This is a genomic window from Streptomyces davaonensis JCM 4913, from assembly GCF_000349325.1.
GTDB lineage: Bacteria > Actinomycetota > Actinomycetes > Streptomycetales > Streptomycetaceae > Streptomyces > Streptomyces davaonensis.
In genome coordinates this window covers 3,488,554-3,505,006 of the sequence record NC_020504.1, presented here as the reverse complement: position 1 = coordinate 3,505,006, position 16,453 = coordinate 3,488,554, and the positions used below count along the sequence as shown (strand labels likewise).

Here is a 16,453-nt window from a genome sequence, read left to right as displayed (position 1 = left end):
AACTGCCCCGCATGCGGAAGATACTCGTCGTCGGGGCCGGCCAGTCCGGCCTCCAGCTCGCCCTCGGACTCCAGTCGAACGGGTACGAGGTCACCCTCATGTCCAACCGGACCGCGGACGAGATCCGCACCGGCCGGGTCATGTCGACGCAGTGCATGTTCGACACCGCCCTCCAGCACGAGCGCGATCTCCAGCTGAACTTCTGGGAGTCCCAGGCCCCGAAGATCGAAGGACTCGGCATCTCGGTGGCGGCCCCGGGCTCCTGGGCCGAGGGCCCGGCGGCCCGCGCGATCGACTGGGTGGGGCACCTCGACGGGTACGCCCAGTCCGTGGACCAGCGGGTGAAGATGGCCGGCTGGATGGAGACCTTCGCCCAGCGCGGCGGCCAACTGGTCATCCACGGCGCGGCGGTCGGGGACCTCGACTACTTCTCCCGTACGTACGACCTGGTGCTGGTGTCGGCGGGTAAGGGCGAGCTGGTGTCCATGTTCGCCCGGGACCCGGAGCGCTCCCCGTACACCGAGCCGCAGCGCGCCCTCGCGGTGGCCTACGTCCACGGCCTCGGCCCGCGCCCCGAGCACCCCGAGTTCGAGGCGGTCCGGTGCAGCCTGGTGCCCGGTGTCGGCGAGCTGTTCATCATGCCGACGCTGACCACCTCCGGCCGCGCCGACATCCTGTTCTGGGAGGGCATACCCGGCGGCCCGCTGGATGTCTTCAACGGCGTCAAGGACCCGGCGGAACACCTCTCCCTGACCCTGGAACTCATGGAGAAGTTCACGCCGTGGGAGTACGCGCGGGCGACGAAGGTCGAACTGACCGACGCCGGTGGCACGTTGGCGGGCCGCTACGCGCCCACGGTCCGCAACCCGATCGGCCGGCTGCCCGGCGGCGGGCTTGTCCTCGGTGTCGCCGATGTCGTCGTCGCGAACGACCCGATCACCGGTCAGGGCTCCAACTCCGCGTCCAAGTGCGCCGCGGCCTACCTCGCGTCCATCCTCGAACACGGTGACAAGCCGTTCGACGAGGAGTGGATGCAGGCGACGTTCGACCGCTACTGGGAGACGGCTCAGCACGTCACCAAGTGGACCAACGCCATGCTCGCCCCGCCGCCGGAGCACATCCTGAACCTCATCGGCGCGGCCGGCCAGATCCAGCCCGCGGCGGACCGTTTCGCCAACGCCTTCAACGACCCCGCGGACTTCGAGAACTTCTTCTACGAGCCGGAGAAGACCGAGGCCTACCTCGCCTCGCTGGCCTGATCCCCGTCGGGACGCACCGCCCCCAGGATCGGGTGGGCAGCGATCGGGGACACCTTGATCCGCTCACCCGTCCTGGGCGCCTCGACCACCTCGCCCGCACCCAGATACATGGCCACATGCGTGGCGTCCCGGTGATAGACGACCAGGTCGCCCGGCCGGAGTCCGTCCAGCTCCACCCTGGGGAGCCGCGCCCACTGCTCCTGGCTGGTGCGGGGGATGGACGTACCGGCGTGGTCCCAGGCTTCCGAGGTGAGCCCGGAGCAGTCGTACGTCCGCGGCCCCTCGGCACCCCATTCGTACGGCTTCCCGAGCTGCCGCATGGCGTACCGCACCGCCTTCTCGCCCGCGCTCGACGCCTCGGCGGGCCCGGCGCCCAGCGCCCCGGAGGTGACGAGGTCCCGCTGGGCGTCCTGGACGCCCTTCTCCTCCAACTCGGCGATCTCCCCCAGCTGTTCGGCGGTGAGCGAGGAGAGCATCTCCTCGACGTCCGACAGCCGCCCGCGCACCTCGTCCCGGTCCTTCTTCTGCCGCTCGGCGAGCGCAAGCTGCTTGTCCAGGGCGGTACGGGCCTTGCGCGCCAGCTCGTCGGCCTTCTTCTCGCTGCCGGTCAGCCGCCCCACCGTCTCGGCCCGCTCCCGCGCCAACTGCCCGATCACATGCCCCTGTTCGAGCGCGTGCTGCGGAGAACGGGCGAGCAGCAGCCGTACGTACGAGGAGATCTCGGTGCTGCCCTGGTACTGCTGCCGGGCCAGCCGCCCCGCCGCGCCCCGGCTGTCGTGCAGGGAGAGCCGCACCCGGGAGAGTTCCCCGTCCAGCCGCCTGACCTCGGCGCGCTGTTCCTTGAGCCGCTCCTCGGTGGCGTTGTACGTCTCGGTGGCGCGTTCCGCCTCCCGGTACAGACGCTGAAGGTCCGTCAGAAGACGGGACACCGACGGCTCGCCGGGCTCCGGTACGGCCGCGGCGGGGAGCGGCGCGAGGACCGTGCCGGCCGCCATCGCCGCCGTACACACCAGACGCGGAAGCCTTCCTGACACGTCATCACCTCCGGTGCGGGCAGCCCCTCTGCTCCGCACCGCGAGCATCGAACGGGGGCGCCGGGTCCGCGCGCCGGGTGTGCGCGGTTCGGCGCAACGGGATCACCCGTCCGCGTCGTCCGGCTTGCCGCCCGGCGTGGCGCCTGGCTTCGTCCACGGCCACTTCAGCTTGTGCGTGTGCCGCCCCTCGGGGTCGTAGAGGTACTTCCAGCGCCGGGTGAGCCCGATCTGGCGGCCCTCGACGCGGGGGACGCGGCTGTAGAGCAGCACGGTGGGCGGGCCGCCGTCGGGGTCCGGGACGGGGACGCGGTACGTCTTGGGCGGGTGCCCGGTGACCCCGAGCAGCACGGGCAGCACGCGCCCGTCCAGGGGCCCGCCCTCGAAGGGGGTGTCTTCGCTCTTCACGGGACCAGTGTCAGTCATCCCCGCCCAGGGCCTTGACCAGGGCGGCGGTCTGCGGGTCGCGGGCGCCGGTGACCGAGAGCACGGCGATGAACTGGTCGACGAGCCAGTCGCGCAGTTCGTCCACGGGCGGCTGCTTGCCCTCGTCGAGCCAGAGCAGGGAGGCCGCCTCGCACGAGGTGATCCACAGCTTGACGGTCATCCGCAGCCTGAGGCCCGGCTCGCTGACGTCCAGATGACTGAGGATGTGCTCGGCGGCGGCCCGTCGCACCCCGTCGACGATGGAGGTGGTCCGAGAGGTCTCGACGACACTCCCGCCCTGAAGCAGGGCACTGAACCCGGCGTCATGCTCGTCGACAAAGGCGAGATACCGGTCGAGCGCCCGCCCGAGCCGCTCGATCAGCGCCCCTTCCCGAGGCTCGTCGAAGCACTGCTCCAGCTCCTCGGCGGCGGACCGCAGGGCAGCCTCGTAGAGCTGCTGCTTGCCGCCGGGGAAGTACCGGTACACCAGCGGCCGCGACACCCCGGCCGCCTCCGCCACGTCGTCGAGCGACACCTCCTCGGGCGCCCGGTGGGCGAACAGCGACAAGGCGGCCGCGAGCAGCTGACTGCGCCGCTCCTCGACACTGAGGCGTCGATAGGCGGGGGTGGGTGCCGAGGGGCTCATGACGTGCAGACTAACCGCTGCACCAGTACCCGAGCCGCCTCGTACCAGCCTGTTCGAGCCGCTTCCTACGCCAGCAGCCCCGACGACTTCCACAGCCGCCGCCCCACCCCCCGCAGCACCCCGATGTCGTCCAGAAAGTCCGTCAGCCGCTTGGCCCCCGTCTGCATGACCTCCCGCCGGTGCCCGCTGGCCTGCACCTGCGCCACGGCCTCGCGCTGGTCGAGCCCCAGATTCGTGTAGACCTCGGGGTTCACGAAGGCCACCGAGAAGATCCGGGCGAACTCCCCGGAGGTGACCCGGGTGAACTCCTGGGACCACTTCGGCGCCGTCACCATCTGCCGCCGCAGCTCCTCACGGGCGTAGCGGACATGCCGAGCCTCCTCCACCACATGGATCCGCGTCACGCCCCGGATCAGCGGCTGCACCCGCTCGTCCGGGAACGTCAGCCGCTGCATCCAGTCCAGGACCTCCTCACCGAGCAGCGTCGCCGTGAAGGACCCCGGAGTCGTGGAGATCGTCTTGAACAGCCGCCCCAGGTTCTGATGCACCCGGCTCACCGGGTACCACGGCGTCTCCCCACGGGAGATTAGCCGCGCGAACATCTTCGAGTGCCGGCACTCGTCCTCGATCTCGGTCAGCGCGTACCGCACATGCGCGCTCGTCGCCGCCTTGTCGTAGACGTGCCGCACCAGCAACTGCATCAGGATCAGCTCGAACCAGATCCCCAGCGAGGCCAGCGCCGCCGCCTCGTGCTGCGAGAGCAGGATCCGCTGCTCCTCGCTCATCCGCTTCCAGATCGGGGTGTCGTACAGCGACACCAGCTCCGGCGGCCAGAACCACTTGCCCTCCTCGAAGGGCGCGTCCCAGTCCAGCTCCTTGTCGGGGTCGAAGGAGTGCTTCGCGGAGGAGTCGAGCAGCCGCTCGGCCACCTGCTCCCGGTCCTTCAGCAGACCCAGCGCGTCGCGCAGCCCCTCCACCGCGTCGGCGTCCGTGAACGGCGTCATGGTTCTCCCCACTCGTTACCCGCGGTCACATCCTCCGTCCCCTTATGAGACTGCGCGTCAGCAAGCTCGTCAATCCCTCGCGCGGCACTTGTTGACCCCGCGTCTACCGCGCGGGAGCCTGCGGGACATGCCGACCTACGACCTGTACGCCACCGACCCGGGAGACCCTCACTGGCAGGTGCCGGCGACCGGCGCGGCCCGCTTCGCCTGGGAGTACGACGACGGCCGCGACCGTCTGCTCGCCCTGTACCAGAAGGGCAAGGACAAGCAGTGGGACGGACAGAAACGCATCGACTGGACCCTGGAGGTCGACCCCTACGACCCGCTCGGCACCCCCGACGAGGCGATGTCCCTCTACGGCACCCGGCACTGGGCGAAGCTGACCGAAGCCGACAAGGGCGAGTTACGCCGCCACTACGCCTCCTGGCAGTTCAGCCAGTTCCTCCACGGCGAACAGGGCGCGATGGTCTGCGCCGCGCGCATCGTGGAGTCGGTCCCGGACCTGGACGCCAAGTTCTACTCGGCGACCCAGACGATGGACGAGGCCCGGCACGCCGAGATCTACGGCCGCTTCCTGCACGAGAAGATCGGGATGCTCTACCCGGTCAACGACAACCTCCGGTCCCTGCTCGGCGACACCCTGCGCGACAGCCGCTGGGACATGCCCTACCTCGGCATGCAGGTCCTCATCGAGGGCCTCGCCCTCGCCGCCTTCGGCATGATCCGCGACACCACGGACAAGCCCCTGCCGCAGCAGATCCTCGCCTACGTCATGCAGGACGAGGCCCGCCATGTGGCCTTCGGCCGGATGGCGCTCAGGGACTACTACAAGCAGCTCACCGACGCCGAACTCCGCGAACGCGAGGAGTTCGTCATCGAGGGCTGCTACCTGATGCGGGACCGCCTGCGAGGCGTCGAAGTCCTGGAGAACTTCGGCATCCCCACCCCCGAGGCCGAGCAGTACAGCGAACAGTCCGAATTCCTGGCCCTGTTCCGCCAGTTGCTCTTCTCCCGCATAGTCCCCTGCGTCAAGGACATAGGCCTGTGGGGCAAGCGCCTCCAACAGGCCTACGTCGACATGGGCGTCTTCGACCTGGGCAACTCCAACCTCGACCTGCTGATGACCGAGGACGAGGAGATCGCCGAGAAACTGGACGCGGAGCGCTTCGCGGTGGAGGAGCGGGAGCGGGTCGCGGAGGTGCGGGAAGCCATCGAGAACGGTCGCTAGACCGAGCAGCCGAGCCCCTCCGGCACCTCGCCGAGGACCGGCTGGGACGCGCCCGGCGGGAACGAGGTGCGCAGGGTGAAGGCGTACGGGGTCGGGCCGTTCGTACGCAGGTGCAGCAGGCGTGCCTCCGCCTCGGCGACCGTCGGGCGGTGGCCGGCCGGGACCCACCACATGGCCAGCATGGCCTCCTGGACCTTCTCGAACCATTCGCGGCGGCGGGCCAGCATTTCGCGGTGGCGGCCCTGGTACATGTAGGCCGTGAGGGAGTTGGTGTCGCGCCACACCGACATGTTGATGATCAGCCACTCGTCCCCGAGGACGGGGATGTCCGTCGCGTCGCCGCCCTCGCTCTGGAGGCGCCAGACGAATCCGTCGGCGGAGTCGGCGTCGGCGTTCACCGGATCGAGTGCGTCGACGAAGTCCTTCAACTGTGGTGAGTCCAGCGGGAATTTGAGGCGGGCTATGTTGACTTCGGCAAGCTCGAATGCGGGAGTCATAGACCGAACGTTAGGTCGGGCACACCGGGCGCGGGAACCCCCGTCTCACCCACCGAGCACCGCCTCCATCACCGCCCGCGCGATCGGCGCCGCGTCCCCGCCCCCGCTGATCTCCCCGCGGTCCGCCTCCGCGTCCTCCACCACCACCGCGACCGCCACCTTCGGCACCACGTCCCGCTCACCCTCCGCCCACGACACGAACCAGGCATACGGCGTCCCGGAGTTGCCGATGCCGTGCTGTGCGGTACCGGTCTTGCCGCCGACGGTCACCCCTGGGATCGCCGCGTTCGTACCGGTGCCCTCCCGCACCACGTCCGTCATCAGTTCCCGCAGCCGCAGCGCGGTCGCCGGATGCATCGCCTGCCGGACCGGCCGGGACCCGGCCGTGGTCAGCGTCGCGCCCCCCGAACGCACCGTCCGCTCCACCAGATACGGCTCGCGCACCTGCCCCCCGCTCGCCACCGCAGCCGCCACCATCGCCATCTGAAGGGGCGTCGCCCGCGTGTTGTACTGCCCGATCGCCGACAGCGCGAGCTGCGCCCGGTCGACCGTCGTGTCGAAGGTGCTCGGGGCCACCGAGTACGGGATCCGCACCCCCGCGTCGTTGAACCCGAACGCCTGTGCGGTGGCCGCCAGATCGCCCACCCCCACCCGCACCCCCAGCTTCGCGAACACCGTGTTGCACGACCACATGAACGCGGCCCGCAACGACACGTCCGCGCACCCCGTCGCCTCGTTCGTCAGGCTCGTCGAGGTACCCGGCAGCGTGTACGGGTCGGGGGAGACCGTCGGTTCGTCGACATCCCCGACGACCCCCGCGTCCAGCGCCGCCGCCGCGGTCACCACCTTGAAGGTCGACCCCGGCGGATACGTCTGCCGCACCGCCCGGTTGAGCATCGGCTTGTCCGGGTCCTCGTTCAGCCCGATCCAGGACCGCGCCACCGTCGGCCCGTTCCCCGACAGCGCCTCCGGGTTGTACGACGGCGTCGACACCAGCGCCAGGATCCGCCCCGTCGACGGTTCCACCGCCGCCACCGCGCCCTTGCGCCCGCCGAGCCCGTCGTAGGCCGCCCGCTGTGCGCCCGCGTGCAGCGTCGTCACCACATCGCCGCCCGGATTCCGCGCCCGGGTCAGCTCGCCCAGCAGCGGGAACGGCGCCAGCATCGGATCCGCGCCGGACAGCACCCCGTCCTCGGCGTGCTCCAGCAGGCTCGTTCCGTACACCTGCGAGGCGAAGCCGGTCACCGGCGCGTACAACGGGCCGTCCAGATACGTGCGTTCGTAGCGGAGCTGCTCGCCGGTGTCCTTCGACCCGGTGACCGGCCGGCCGCCGACCAGGATGTCGCCGCGCGGCTGCCCGTACCGGGCGATGGTCTGCCGCCGGTTGGCCGGGTTCTCGTCGTACCCGCCCGCCTCGAAGACCTGGATGCGGGTGGCGTTCACCAGCAGCGCGGCCAGCAACAAGGCGCAGAAGACGGCCGCGAGCCGGATGTGCCGGGTCACTCGGTCTCCGTCCCGTCCGTCTCGTACCGCCTGCGCGCCGAGTCGCTCACCCGGACCAGCAGCGCCACGATCGCCCAGTTGGTGACCACCGACGAACCGCCCTGCGCCAGGAACGGCATCGCCATGCCGGTGAGCGGGATCAGCCCGGTCACACCGCCCGCGATCACGAAGACTTGGAGCGCGACGATCGAGGCGAGCCCCACCGCGAGCAGTTGTCCGAAGGGGTCGCGCAGCGCGAGGCCCGCCCGGTAGCCGCGCTCCACCAGCAGGCCGTAGAGCAGGAAGATCGCGGACAGTCCGGCCAGGCCCAGTTCCTCGCCCGCGGTGGCCAGGATGAAGTCCGACTTCACGGCGAACCCGATCAGCACGGAGTGGCCGAGCCCCAGGCCGGTGCCGAGCATGCCGCCCGACGCGAAGGAGAACAGCGACTGGGAGAGCTGGTTGGGGCCCTGGCCCGCCTCGATCGAGGCGAGCGGATGCAGCCAGTCGTCGACCCTGCTGTGCACATGCGGTTCCAGCCAGCCGACGGCGACCGCGCCGAGGGCCGCCAGCAGCAGCCCCACGGCGATCCATCCGGTGCGCCCGGTCGCGACGTACAGCAGGACCACGAACAGGCCGAAGAACAGCAGCGAGGTGCCGAGGTCCCGTTCCAGGATCAGTACGCCGACGCTCAGCAGCCAGATCGCGACGATCGGCCCGAGCACCCGCCCGGTCGGCAGTTGCAGCCGCCACACCCGGCGGCCCGCATAGGCAAGCGCCCCCCGGTTCGCGGCCAGATACGCGGCGAAGAACACCGCCAGCAGGACCTTCGCGAACTCGCCCGGCTGGATGGAGAATCCGGCGATCCGGATCCAGATCCGGGCCCCGTTCACCGAGGGGAACAGGATCGGCAGAATCAGCAGACCGAGGGCGCCGACCACACTGACGTACGCATAACGCTGAAGGACACGGTGGTCGCGCAACAGCACCACGGTCACGATGAAGAAGCCCACCCCCAGCGTGGACCACACGAGTTGGGCGGGCGCCGCCCGGTCGCCCGGGGTCTCCAGGTCGAGCCGGTAGATCAGGACCAGTCCGAGACCGTTGAGCAGCACGCCGATCGGCAGCAGCAGCGGGTCCGCGCACGGCGCCCGCAGTCGCACCGCCAGATGGGCGACGAGCGCCAGCACACCGAGCCCGGCGCCGTAACCGGCGGCGCCGGGCGGGACGGTGCCGGCGCGGGCGAGACCGACAGCGCAGTAGCCGTACACGGAGAGCAGGACGGCCACGACGATGAGGGCCAGTTCGATGCCACGGCGCCGGGGGAGGCGTACGGCGGGAGCGGGTGCGTCCGCCTGCGCCTCGGTGGTTCCGGCCTTGCTCATGTCCGGAACTTACCCAAATAGGGCGTCTTGTGTGCCTTGCGGCTCAGCACCAGCGTGGCGCGGGCCCGATGTTGTTGATGTAGCGGGCGGCGCCCCAGGCCCAGGTGCCGTCGGGCAGGAGGTACCAGAGCGGGTTGCCCTGGATGTTCTGGCCGACCGTCTTGCAGAAGATCTTCACGATCTGCCCGCGGTGCGCGGTCCGGATGACCTGGCTCCCTCGATTGGGTGCGCTGCGCAACAGCAGGGTGTTGGCGGTCACGACGCCCTTGTAGAGCCGGGGGTGGTGGTTCTGGTGATGCCCGCCCCAGTCCTCGCCGGCGACGGCGGGAGCGGCGGCAGCCGCGGCGACGAGTGCGCCGGCGACGAGGGATATGGAGAGACGGGAGCGAAGCGACATGGGGTGTACCTCCATGAAGGGGGCGAAACCTGACTATCCGCCACGCTATGAGCGCAAGACTCCGGCCGCCTCTCAACATGGGCCATCCGGAAGAACCTAGGGGCGCGGGGAACTGCGCGCTCAACCCCCACCGACCGGCAGAGACAGTGTCGCCAAGGCCCCACCATCCTCCGCATTGGCAAAGGACAACCGCGCCCCCAAAACCTCCGCCTGCCCCAACGCGATAGTCAGCCCCAGCCCATGCCCCTTCGCACCCCCTTCAGTCCGAAACCGCTGCGGCCCATGCTCAAGCAAATACACCGGATACCCATCCCCGTGATCCCGCACAACGACCTGCGCCCCATCCACCGTCAGAGACACCGGCCCCCGCCCATGCCGATGCGCATTGGCCACCAAATTCCCCAGCACCCGCTCCAGCCGCCGCCGATCCGTCTCCACCGCGACATCCCGAACCACGACGACCTCGGTGGGTTCCCCCGCGCCCCGCACCACCCGCTCGGCCACCGCCCCCAGTTGCTCGGTGTCCACATCGAGCCGTTCCCGCCCGGTGTCCAGCCGCGAGATCTCCAGCAGATCCTCCGTCAGCGTCCGCAGCGCGGCGACCCGGTCCCGCACCAGCTCCGTCGGCCGCCCCGGAGGCAACAGCTCAGCCGCCGCGTGCAGCCCCGTCAGCGGCGTCCGCAGCTCATGCGCCACATCCGCGGTGAACCGCTGCTCGGCCTGGAGCTTGCCCTGGAGCGACGCCGCCATGGAGTCCAGCGCGGCGGCCACCGCGGCGACCTCGTCCTGAGGGCGCGTCGGATCCTTCGTACGGGGATCGTCGACGCGGGCGTCCAGGTCGCCGCCGCTGATCCGGCGGGCCACCTGCGCCGTGGTGTGCAGCCGCCGGGTCACGCGCGTCACCGCGAGCGCGCCGACCAGCAGCGTGATCCCGATGGCCAGCGCCGAGGACCACAGGATCGCCCGGTCGAGGCCGTCGATCGTGCGGGCCTGCTGCGAGTAGTCGACCTGCACCGCCAGCGCCCGCGAACCGTCGGCCGGCCCCGCCGCCCACATCGTCGGACGGCCCTGGTGGTCGGCGACCATCGTGCCCCGGTCCCCGGCGACCGCCAGCTTCCGCAGCGCCCCGGGCAGCCCCGGCGGATCGACGCCCGCGCCCGGCGCCGGCCGGTCCCCGGCCTCGTACGCGGCCGTCGCGTCGGTCAGCCGGGACAGCGCCTCGCTGCGGGCCCGCCCGACGGTCTGGTTGGTCACCGAGACATGCACGAGCACCCCGAGCAGCGCCGTGAGCGCGCAGCACATCACGGTGATGAACACGGCGGCCTTGGTGGCGAGCGTCCCGGCCCAGCGGGGCAGCGCGAGCCTCATCGACCGCTCGCGGAGGAAGCGTTCGCGGAGGAGGTCGCCGACGGCTTGGGGGAGTGCTGGCGCGAGCCGGTGCGCAGCATCTCGTCATGCGTCAGCAGCATCGCGTTGGCCTGCGCGTCCCAGGTCCACTGGAGCCGGTACTCGTACCCCGCGACCTCCGAGGGCGCGCGGATGATCACGGACCGCCCAGCCAGCTCGACGCCGCTGACGGCGTCGTCGTAGGACATGACGCGGACCAGGCGGTGCTTCTGGACGGTGTAGACGCGGATGGCGGTGAGCTTGTCGGGCAGCAGCTGGAAGCCGAGGGTCAGGTCCTCGTGGCCGTCGCCGCTCAGGTCCCGGAAGTACGGGGTGAGGACCGGGCAGCGGGACGCGTCGCCGCCGCTCGGCCCGCAGTCCGCCATCCGGCGGGCCGTCTCGCGGTACGGCGCCTTCGCGCCCTCGTAGTCGTCGGGGTTCGACTCGATCTCCGCGCGGACCACCGCGACCAGGTCCACCCGGCGGATGTCGTCACCGGGCACCTCGACGCCCTTGACGACCTCGGTGGTCACCTCGCCGATCTCGAAGGCGGGGCTGGAGGCGGGCGTCAGCTCCGGCCACAGCCGGGCCGGGCTCACCGCGGTGGGCGTGGCGCCCGCGCCCTTGAGCCCGCCGGCGTCACCGCAGCCCGCGGCGGCCGCCACCACCAGGGCGACGGCTGCGGTCGTACGGACACGGCTGAGGGGCACGGTGCTCCTGTGGTTCCGAGGTGAGCGGTGGCCCCGACACCTTGTTCATGGTGGCCCGGACACCTTATTCATAAGGAAGTCCCTTTTGCCCGCCCGAGGCGGGCCGGAGCGATCACTCCGTGAGCTCCTCCAGCAGCCGGGCGGTGGACAGGCCCGCACGCAGGTACTCGACGAAGAGGTCATTGTGCAGGGCCCAGGGGGAGCGCCGGGACCGTATCAGCCGGATCGCCTCCTCCGTCGAGTGGCCCCGCCGGACCAGTGTCTGCGCGACGACAAGACCCGATCGGTTGTAGCCGTGATAGCAGCGCACCAGGACCGAGCGGCCCGCGTCCAGCGCCTCGGCGGCGGCCTGCGCCAGCCGGATCACGCCCGCGAGCTGCGTCCCGTCCAGCGGCCCGTCCGGGATGGGCCACACCTGGTGCTCCACCCCGCGGTCGGGCCCGTGCCCGGGCAGCCGCAGCAGTGTCTGCACCAGATCGAACTCGTCCCTGACGACGACGAACTCCAGCTGCCCCGACCTCGCCCGGACCTCGTGACCGCCCATCCACAGGCCGGGCACGATCTCGTCCCAGGGAGTGTCCGGGGCCGGAACTTCGGGTTGATTTCCGCGGGTACGCAATTGGCGCCTCCCCCAACTTCCCCACCCAACTCCTCTCAAAGGTAACCAGGTTCTTGCCCCTGGAGCACCCCGCCTGTTCCCATGGTCAAAGGGGTGATGGTGCATGAGCGGACTGCGTGTCGTGCCGACCTGGCGCCACGGCCAGGAACGGCTGTACGTCTGCCTCACGGACGGCAGGAACATCGCCTGGTACGACCGTGAGGCAGCCAGGGTCAACCTGCTCAGCGACGAGCGCAGAGAGGACGTCCTGGAAGCCCTGGGACCCTTCCTGACCGGCCCGGTGGCTGTGGGCCCGCCGCCGGTCCCCACGCCTGCGGAACTGGCCCGGCTGACCCTGCACCCGGACGACGATCTGGCGCCCAACCGCCCGGGCGAGGCGCTGCTGATCGCCCTGGACCGGGACCCGGGGCCGCCCCGCCGGCTCCGCGCGGACCCCAGGCAGCACGCGCTCACCGCGGAACAGACGGTGGGGGAGGCCCTGGACCGGCTGGACGGCGCGGGCTGGCACACCCTGCACTCGATCCCGCTGCCCGGCGGTTCCCGGATCCACCACCTGGCCATCGGCCCGGCGGGACTGTTCTCGATCCACACCCTGTACGCCCGCAAGCAGCGGATCAGGGTCGCGGATCCCCTGGTCACGGTGGGCCGCCGCGAACCGCAGCCGCTGCTGCGCCGCGTTCGCGCCGACGCCGACCGCGCCTCGTACGCCCTGACCGCCGAGGTCCACCCCGTGCTGGCCCTGGTCGGCGCGGCGGACGTCTCGGTCACCGCCCGCCTCCGCGAGGTCCGCGTCCTCCAGGACACGGACCTCGGGGAGCTGGCCCGGCAGGGCGGGGTCCTCAAACCGGCGGACGTGGAGGCCCTGCACGCGATGGCGCGGGACCGGAACACGTGGACGCGGGTGTGAGGGGTCAAAGTGGTTGACGGACCGGCTTGAAGTAGTGCGCGACCGCGAATCGGCCGATCTTCCGCCCGACCCGGTTGCCCACCACGTCCGCGGTCCGGAAGTGGATGCCCTCCCACACCCGCGCGTCGATGACGTCCCGGTTGAAGTCCGCCGAGTCCCTGTACGTCCGCGTCGTACCCGTGACGGCCGAGTGCACCCGCAGATCGATGTCACCGCCGGTCAGCCGGTCCAGTACGGCCATCACGGCCCCGTCGTTGGCGCAGTGCCCCCCGATGTACTCGGGGTACGGGGGAGTGTTCGTCAGGGGCAGCCAGGTCGGATCGCCCCCGGTCGAGGGATTGCCGTCCGTGTGCGCCTGCCGGATCGCGGTGATCGGCCGCCACAGCGCGTAGGTCTGCTTGGCGTTCCAGGTGGTGATCGTCGCGTCCGCCGACGCGGTGTTCGCCGCCGCGAAGAGCCGGGCCGCCTCGACGATGTCCGCGCCGCGCCGGGTGACCCGCTCCCGGTAGGCGGCCTGAAGCTGCTGCGGCAGCGGATCCGTGAAGAACAGCGCCGTCTCGGTCTGCTCCGGCGTCCGCTCGGCACTGTCCCGCGCGCCCATCGCCCTCACCTCGGCGAAGTCGCGCGTGTAGCGCTCCGAGGTCAGCTCGGGCGGCGGCCCCGGCAGGTACTGCTCCGGCGAGTCCAGCAGCATCGGCCGCAGCTTCCCCAGCCAGGGGTTGGCGAAGGGCCGGTAGCCGGGCAGTTCGGGCCGCCAGACCCCGGGCTCCGGTGCTCGCTCGAACGGCACCGTCGCGTCCCGCCCGTCCCCCTCGCGCAGCTCCACGAGGTGCTCGGCGGCCCGCTCCCCGAAGGCGACCCCCGCGTCCCTGGCCCGGCCTTCGGGGATCTTCGCCAGCGAGGCGCTGTAGGCGGCGTTGATCCGGCCCTCGGAGGCCGGGAAGTACGTCAGCAGCACCCGGCGCGCGGCAGCGGCGGCGGCCGCCTCCGAGGAAGCGTGCCGAGGTCCCCGTACGTCCCACTTGTACGGCGTGTAGCGGCCCTCGATGCCGACGACCGCGTTGTAGACGGCGGCGGAGACGAAGCCGTACCAGATGAACGGCTCGGCGGTGGGCTTGCGGGCGTCGACGCTGACCACCTCGACGGCGGTCCGGTTCCAGTCGGTGATCACCTCGGAGTCCGGGGTCCGCTCGGTGGCCTGGGAGGGCGGGGCCAGGGGGAGTACGGCGCCGAGGGCGAGGGTGGAGAGGGCTACGAGGAGGGTGCGGGGGGTGGGCATGCGTCTCCTTGGGTTCGGCGGTTCGGGTGGGGCGGTCAGCTCTGGGGCGCGACCCCGCCCGGTTGGCGGAGGTGGTTGGCGGCCGGGCAGGGTTCCTGCCCGGTTGGCGGGGTGGTCAGCGGCCGGGCAGGGTTCCTGCCCGGTTGGCGGGGTGGTCAGCGGCCGGGTAGGGGCGTTGCCTGGTTGACGAAGGGCGGTCAGCTTCGCGGCAGCGTCCCCGCCCGGTCCTGGGCGAAGAGCGGCGCCAGCAGATCGCCGTAGTCCTGGATGCGCGGGGCCACGTCCGGTGCGGTGAAGGCCAGCTGGGTGGGGGAGCGGCACTCCTCGACCTCGGCCCAGGTGACGGGCGCGGAGACCCAGGGCTCGGGGCGGGCGCGGAGGGTGTAGGGCGTGGCCGTCGTCTTCCGGGCGGCGTTCTGGCTCCAGTCGACGAAGACCTTCCCCGGCCGCAGGCTGCGCGTCATCCGGTGCAGCACCAGCCGCGGCATGGCCTTCTCGGCCTCCACGGCGAGCCCCTTGGCGTACTCGGACACCTCGTCGGAGGGGGAACCCCGGACCGCTGCGAGCAGATGCAGCCCCTTGGACCCGGACGTCTTGGCGTACGCCTCGATCCCGTCCGCGGCGAGCCGCTCGCGCAGCCACAGGGCGACCTCGCAGCACTCCACGACGGTCGCCGGGGAACCCGGGTCGAGGTCGAAGACGAGCCGGTCGGCGGCGCCGGGCGCCTGGGCGACCCACTGGTGGGTGTGGAACTCGGCGACCAGGTTCGCCGCCCACATCAGGCTCGGGAGGTCCTGGACGAGCACCATCCGGGCGGGCCCCTCCGAACGGGGGACCTCGGCGGTGGTGACCCAGTCGGGTGTACCGGGCGGCACGTTCTTGGTGAAGAAGACCTGTCCGTCCGGCCCGTCCGGGTAGCGCAGGAAGGAGACCGGCCGGTCACGCAGATGGGGCAGCAGTACGTCGGCGGCGGTGGCGTAGTAGTGCAGCACCTCGCCCTTGGTGAAGCCGGTCGCCGGGTACAGCACCTTCTCCAGGTTGCTGAGCGCGAGCCGTCGCCCCTCCACCTCTGTGATCGGCGTCATACGATGAGAATCCCATGGAAATGGGATGAAGCTGCCGCGAACTAGTCCAAACCGGATGAAGGGTGCTGCACGTGCGATCCATATGGAACGGCGCCATCTCGTTCGGTCTGGTCAGCATCCCGATCAAGGTGGTGAACGCGACCGAGAGCCATTCGATCTCCTTCCGGCAGATCCATACGGAGGACGGCGGGCGCATCCGGTACCGGAAGTTCTGCGAGCTGGAGGACCGGGAGGTCACCCAGTCGGAGATCGGCAAGGGGTACGAGGACGCGGACGGCACGATCGTCCCGATCACGGACGAGGACCTGGCCCAGCTGCCCCTCCCGACCGCGAAGACGATCGAGATCGTGGCCTTCGTCCCGGCGGACAGCATCGACCCGCTCCAGATGGACGCGGCGTACTACCTGGCCGCGAGCGGCGCCCCGGCGGCGAAGCCGTACACCCTGCTGCGCGAGGCCCTGAAGCGCAGCAACAAGGTGGCCATCGCCAAGTTCGCGCTGCGGGGCCGGGAACGCCTCGGCATGCTCCGGGTGGTGGGGGAGGCGATCGCGATGCACGGCCTGCTCTGGCCGGACGAGGTCCGGGCCCCCGAGGGCGTGGCGCCCGACGTGGACGTGACCGTCCGCGACAAGGAACTGGACCTCGCGGACGCCCTGATGGACACGCTGGGCGAGGTGGACCTCGAAGACCTCCATGACGAGTACCGGGAAGCGGTGGAGGAGGTCATCGCGGCGAAGGCGGCCGGCGAGACCCCACCCGTGTCCCCGGAACCGGCCGAGGGCGGCAAGGTCCTGGATCTGATGGCGGCGCTGGAGAAGAGCGTCCGGGCGGCCAAGGAGTCCCGGGGCGAGGAACCGGCGGAGGTCACCGAACTGCCCCGCAAGACCTCCCGGGCGACTCCGAAGCAGACGACGGGGAAGAAGTCGACCGCGAAGAAGACGGCGGCGAAGAAGACGACGGCTTCCGCGAAGAAGTCGACGGGGACCGCCAAGAAGGCGGCTTCCTCGAAGTCGGCCACCTCGAAGTCGGCGTCGTCGGCGAAGAGCACGGCAAAGAAGACACCCGCGAAGAAGACGACGTCTCGCAAACGTACGGCGTGACTCCCCTGCCGT

Annotated in this window: 17 protein-coding genes; 4 read left to right on the top strand and 13 right to left on the bottom strand. The window is 71.0% G+C overall.

The annotated features are described in order from the left end of the window. The first annotated feature begins 11 nt into the window (after positions 1–11). Entirely contained in the window at positions 12–1,259 is a 1,248-nt protein-coding gene (locus tag BN159_RS15070) for a styrene monooxygenase/indole monooxygenase family protein (RefSeq protein ID WP_015657843.1), read from the top strand. Here BN159_RS15070 and BN159_RS15065 read toward each other — a convergent pair. The 4 genes from BN159_RS15065 to BN159_RS15050 form a co-directional block, all read right to left on the bottom strand. After that, a complete protein-coding gene (locus BN159_RS15065) occupies positions 1,238–2,254 on the bottom strand; it encodes a C40 family peptidase (protein ID WP_041819327.1) in 1,017 nt (338 codons plus the stop codon). The genes BN159_RS15070 and BN159_RS15065 overlap by 22 nt on opposite strands. Before the next feature lie 141 nt (positions 2,255–2,395). After that, positions 2,396–2,698, bottom strand: a complete 303-nt coding sequence (locus tag BN159_RS15060; RefSeq protein WP_041819324.1) for a hypothetical protein — start codon at positions 2,696–2,698, stop codon at positions 2,396–2,398. 10 nt (positions 2,699–2,708) lie between these two features. Beyond that, the gene (locus BN159_RS15055) at positions 2,709–3,362 is read right to left on the bottom strand and encodes a TetR/AcrR family transcriptional regulator (RefSeq protein WP_015657840.1); all 654 of its coding nucleotides are present in this window, start codon (positions 3,360–3,362) and stop codon (positions 2,709–2,711) included. A 65-nt stretch (positions 3,363–3,427) separates the two neighbouring features. Then, a complete protein-coding gene (locus BN159_RS15050) occupies positions 3,428–4,366 on the bottom strand; it encodes an AurF N-oxygenase family protein (RefSeq protein ID WP_015657839.1) in 939 nt (312 codons plus the stop codon). 127 nt (positions 4,367–4,493) lie between these two features. Here BN159_RS15050 and BN159_RS15045 point away from each other — a divergent pair, with 127 nt between their 5' ends. Then, the gene (locus tag BN159_RS15045; protein WP_015657838.1) at positions 4,494–5,594 is read left to right on the top strand and encodes a ferritin-like domain-containing protein; all 1,101 of its coding nucleotides are present in this window, start codon (positions 4,494–4,496) and stop codon (positions 5,592–5,594) included. Here the strand turns inward: BN159_RS15045 and BN159_RS15040 are convergent. From BN159_RS15040 to BN159_RS15010, 7 genes are all read right to left on the bottom strand, one after another. Then, the gene (locus BN159_RS15040; protein WP_015657837.1) at positions 5,591–6,091 is read right to left on the bottom strand and encodes a DUF3291 domain-containing protein; all 501 of its coding nucleotides are present in this window, start codon (positions 6,089–6,091) and stop codon (positions 5,591–5,593) included. The two genes, BN159_RS15045 and BN159_RS15040, sit on opposite strands and share 4 nt — an antisense overlap. Before the next feature lie 45 nt (positions 6,092–6,136). Next, complete coding sequence (locus BN159_RS15035; protein ID WP_015657836.1) at positions 6,137–7,594, bottom strand: penicillin-binding transpeptidase domain-containing protein; 1,458 nt, start codon at positions 7,592–7,594, stop codon at positions 6,137–6,139. After that, on the bottom strand, positions 7,591–8,958 hold the full coding sequence (locus BN159_RS15030) for an FtsW/RodA/SpoVE family cell cycle protein (protein WP_015657835.1): 1,368 nt from the start codon (positions 8,956–8,958) through the stop codon (positions 7,591–7,593). The genes BN159_RS15035 and BN159_RS15030 overlap by 4 nt, the downstream gene beginning before the upstream one ends. Before the next feature lie 43 nt (positions 8,959–9,001). Beyond that, positions 9,002–9,355 carry an SH3 domain-containing protein gene (locus BN159_RS15025; protein ID WP_015657834.1) on the bottom strand — a complete coding sequence of 118 codons (354 nt, stop codon included), beginning with the start codon at positions 9,353–9,355 and terminating at the stop codon, positions 9,002–9,004. Positions 9,356–9,475: 120 nt separating this feature from the next. After that, positions 9,476–10,723: a sensor histidine kinase gene (locus tag BN159_RS15020; protein ID WP_015657833.1), complete on the bottom strand. Its 1,248-nt coding sequence runs from the start codon at positions 10,721–10,723 to the stop codon at positions 9,476–9,478. Next, entirely contained in the window at positions 10,720–11,451 is a 732-nt protein-coding gene (locus BN159_RS15015; RefSeq protein WP_015657832.1) for a hypothetical protein, read from the bottom strand. The genes BN159_RS15020 and BN159_RS15015 overlap by 4 nt, the downstream gene beginning before the upstream one ends. A gap of 112 nt (positions 11,452–11,563) precedes the next feature. Beyond that, complete coding sequence (locus tag BN159_RS15010; RefSeq protein WP_015657831.1) at positions 11,564–12,070, bottom strand: protein-tyrosine phosphatase family protein; 507 nt, start codon at positions 12,068–12,070, stop codon at positions 11,564–11,566. Positions 12,071–12,173: 103 nt separating this feature from the next. On the opposite strand from BN159_RS15010, the gene BN159_RS15005 reads away from it, so the two are divergent. Beyond that, positions 12,174–12,977 carry a nuclease-related domain-containing protein gene (locus BN159_RS15005; RefSeq protein ID WP_015657830.1) on the top strand — a complete coding sequence of 268 codons (804 nt, stop codon included), beginning with the start codon at positions 12,174–12,176 and terminating at the stop codon, positions 12,975–12,977. A gap of 4 nt (positions 12,978–12,981) precedes the next feature. On the opposite strand, the gene BN159_RS15000 is transcribed toward BN159_RS15005, so the two are convergent. Together BN159_RS15000 and ligD are read right to left on the bottom strand one after the other, a co-directional pair. Continuing rightward, on the bottom strand, positions 12,982–14,256 hold the full coding sequence (locus BN159_RS15000; protein ID WP_015657829.1) for a vanadium-dependent haloperoxidase: 1,275 nt from the start codon (positions 14,254–14,256) through the stop codon (positions 12,982–12,984). 197 nt (positions 14,257–14,453) lie between these two features. Continuing rightward, entirely contained in the window at positions 14,454–15,341 is an 888-nt protein-coding gene (gene ligD, locus BN159_RS14995) for a non-homologous end-joining DNA ligase (protein WP_015657828.1), read from the bottom strand. Positions 15,342–15,412: 71 nt separating this feature from the next. On the opposite strand from ligD, the gene ku reads away from it, so the two are divergent. After that, positions 15,413–16,441, top strand: a complete 1,029-nt coding sequence (gene ku, locus BN159_RS14990; protein ID WP_456339976.1) for a non-homologous end joining protein Ku — start codon at positions 15,413–15,415, stop codon at positions 16,439–16,441. Positions 16,442–16,453: the final 12 nt, after the last annotated feature.

What these genes read in the sequence shown, in the direction of transcription:
- BN159_RS15070 (WP_015657843.1), top strand. Translation starts at nt 12, where the DNA reads ATGCGGAAGATACTCGTCGTCGGGGCCGGCCAGTCCGGCCTCCAGCTC.
- BN159_RS15065 (WP_041819327.1), bottom strand. Translation starts at nt 2,254, where the DNA reads ATGGCGGCCGGCACGGTCCTCGCGCCGCTCCCCGCCGCGGCCGTACCG.
- BN159_RS15055 (WP_015657840.1), bottom strand. Translation starts at nt 3,362, where the DNA reads ATGAGCCCCTCGGCACCCACCCCCGCCTATCGACGCCTCAGTGTCGAG.
- BN159_RS15050 (WP_015657839.1), bottom strand. Translation starts at nt 4,366, where the DNA reads ATGACGCCGTTCACGGACGCCGACGCGGTGGAGGGGCTGCGCGACGCG.
- BN159_RS15045 (WP_015657838.1), top strand. Translation starts at nt 4,494, where the DNA reads ATGCCGACCTACGACCTGTACGCCACCGACCCGGGAGACCCTCACTGG.
- BN159_RS15040 (WP_015657837.1), bottom strand. Translation starts at nt 6,091, where the DNA reads ATGACTCCCGCATTCGAGCTTGCCGAAGTCAACATAGCCCGCCTCAAA.
- BN159_RS15030 (WP_015657835.1), bottom strand. Translation starts at nt 8,958, where the DNA reads ATGAGCAAGGCCGGAACCACCGAGGCGCAGGCGGACGCACCCGCTCCC.
- BN159_RS15025 (WP_015657834.1), bottom strand. Translation starts at nt 9,355, where the DNA reads ATGTCGCTTCGCTCCCGTCTCTCCATATCCCTCGTCGCCGGCGCACTC.
- BN159_RS15020 (WP_015657833.1), bottom strand. Translation starts at nt 10,723, where the DNA reads ATGAGGCTCGCGCTGCCCCGCTGGGCCGGGACGCTCGCCACCAAGGCC.
- BN159_RS15005 (WP_015657830.1), top strand. Translation starts at nt 12,174, where the DNA reads ATGAGCGGACTGCGTGTCGTGCCGACCTGGCGCCACGGCCAGGAACGG.
- BN159_RS15000 (WP_015657829.1), bottom strand. Translation starts at nt 14,256, where the DNA reads ATGCCCACCCCCCGCACCCTCCTCGTAGCCCTCTCCACCCTCGCCCTC.
- ligD (WP_015657828.1), bottom strand. Translation starts at nt 15,341, where the DNA reads ATGACGCCGATCACAGAGGTGGAGGGGCGACGGCTCGCGCTCAGCAAC.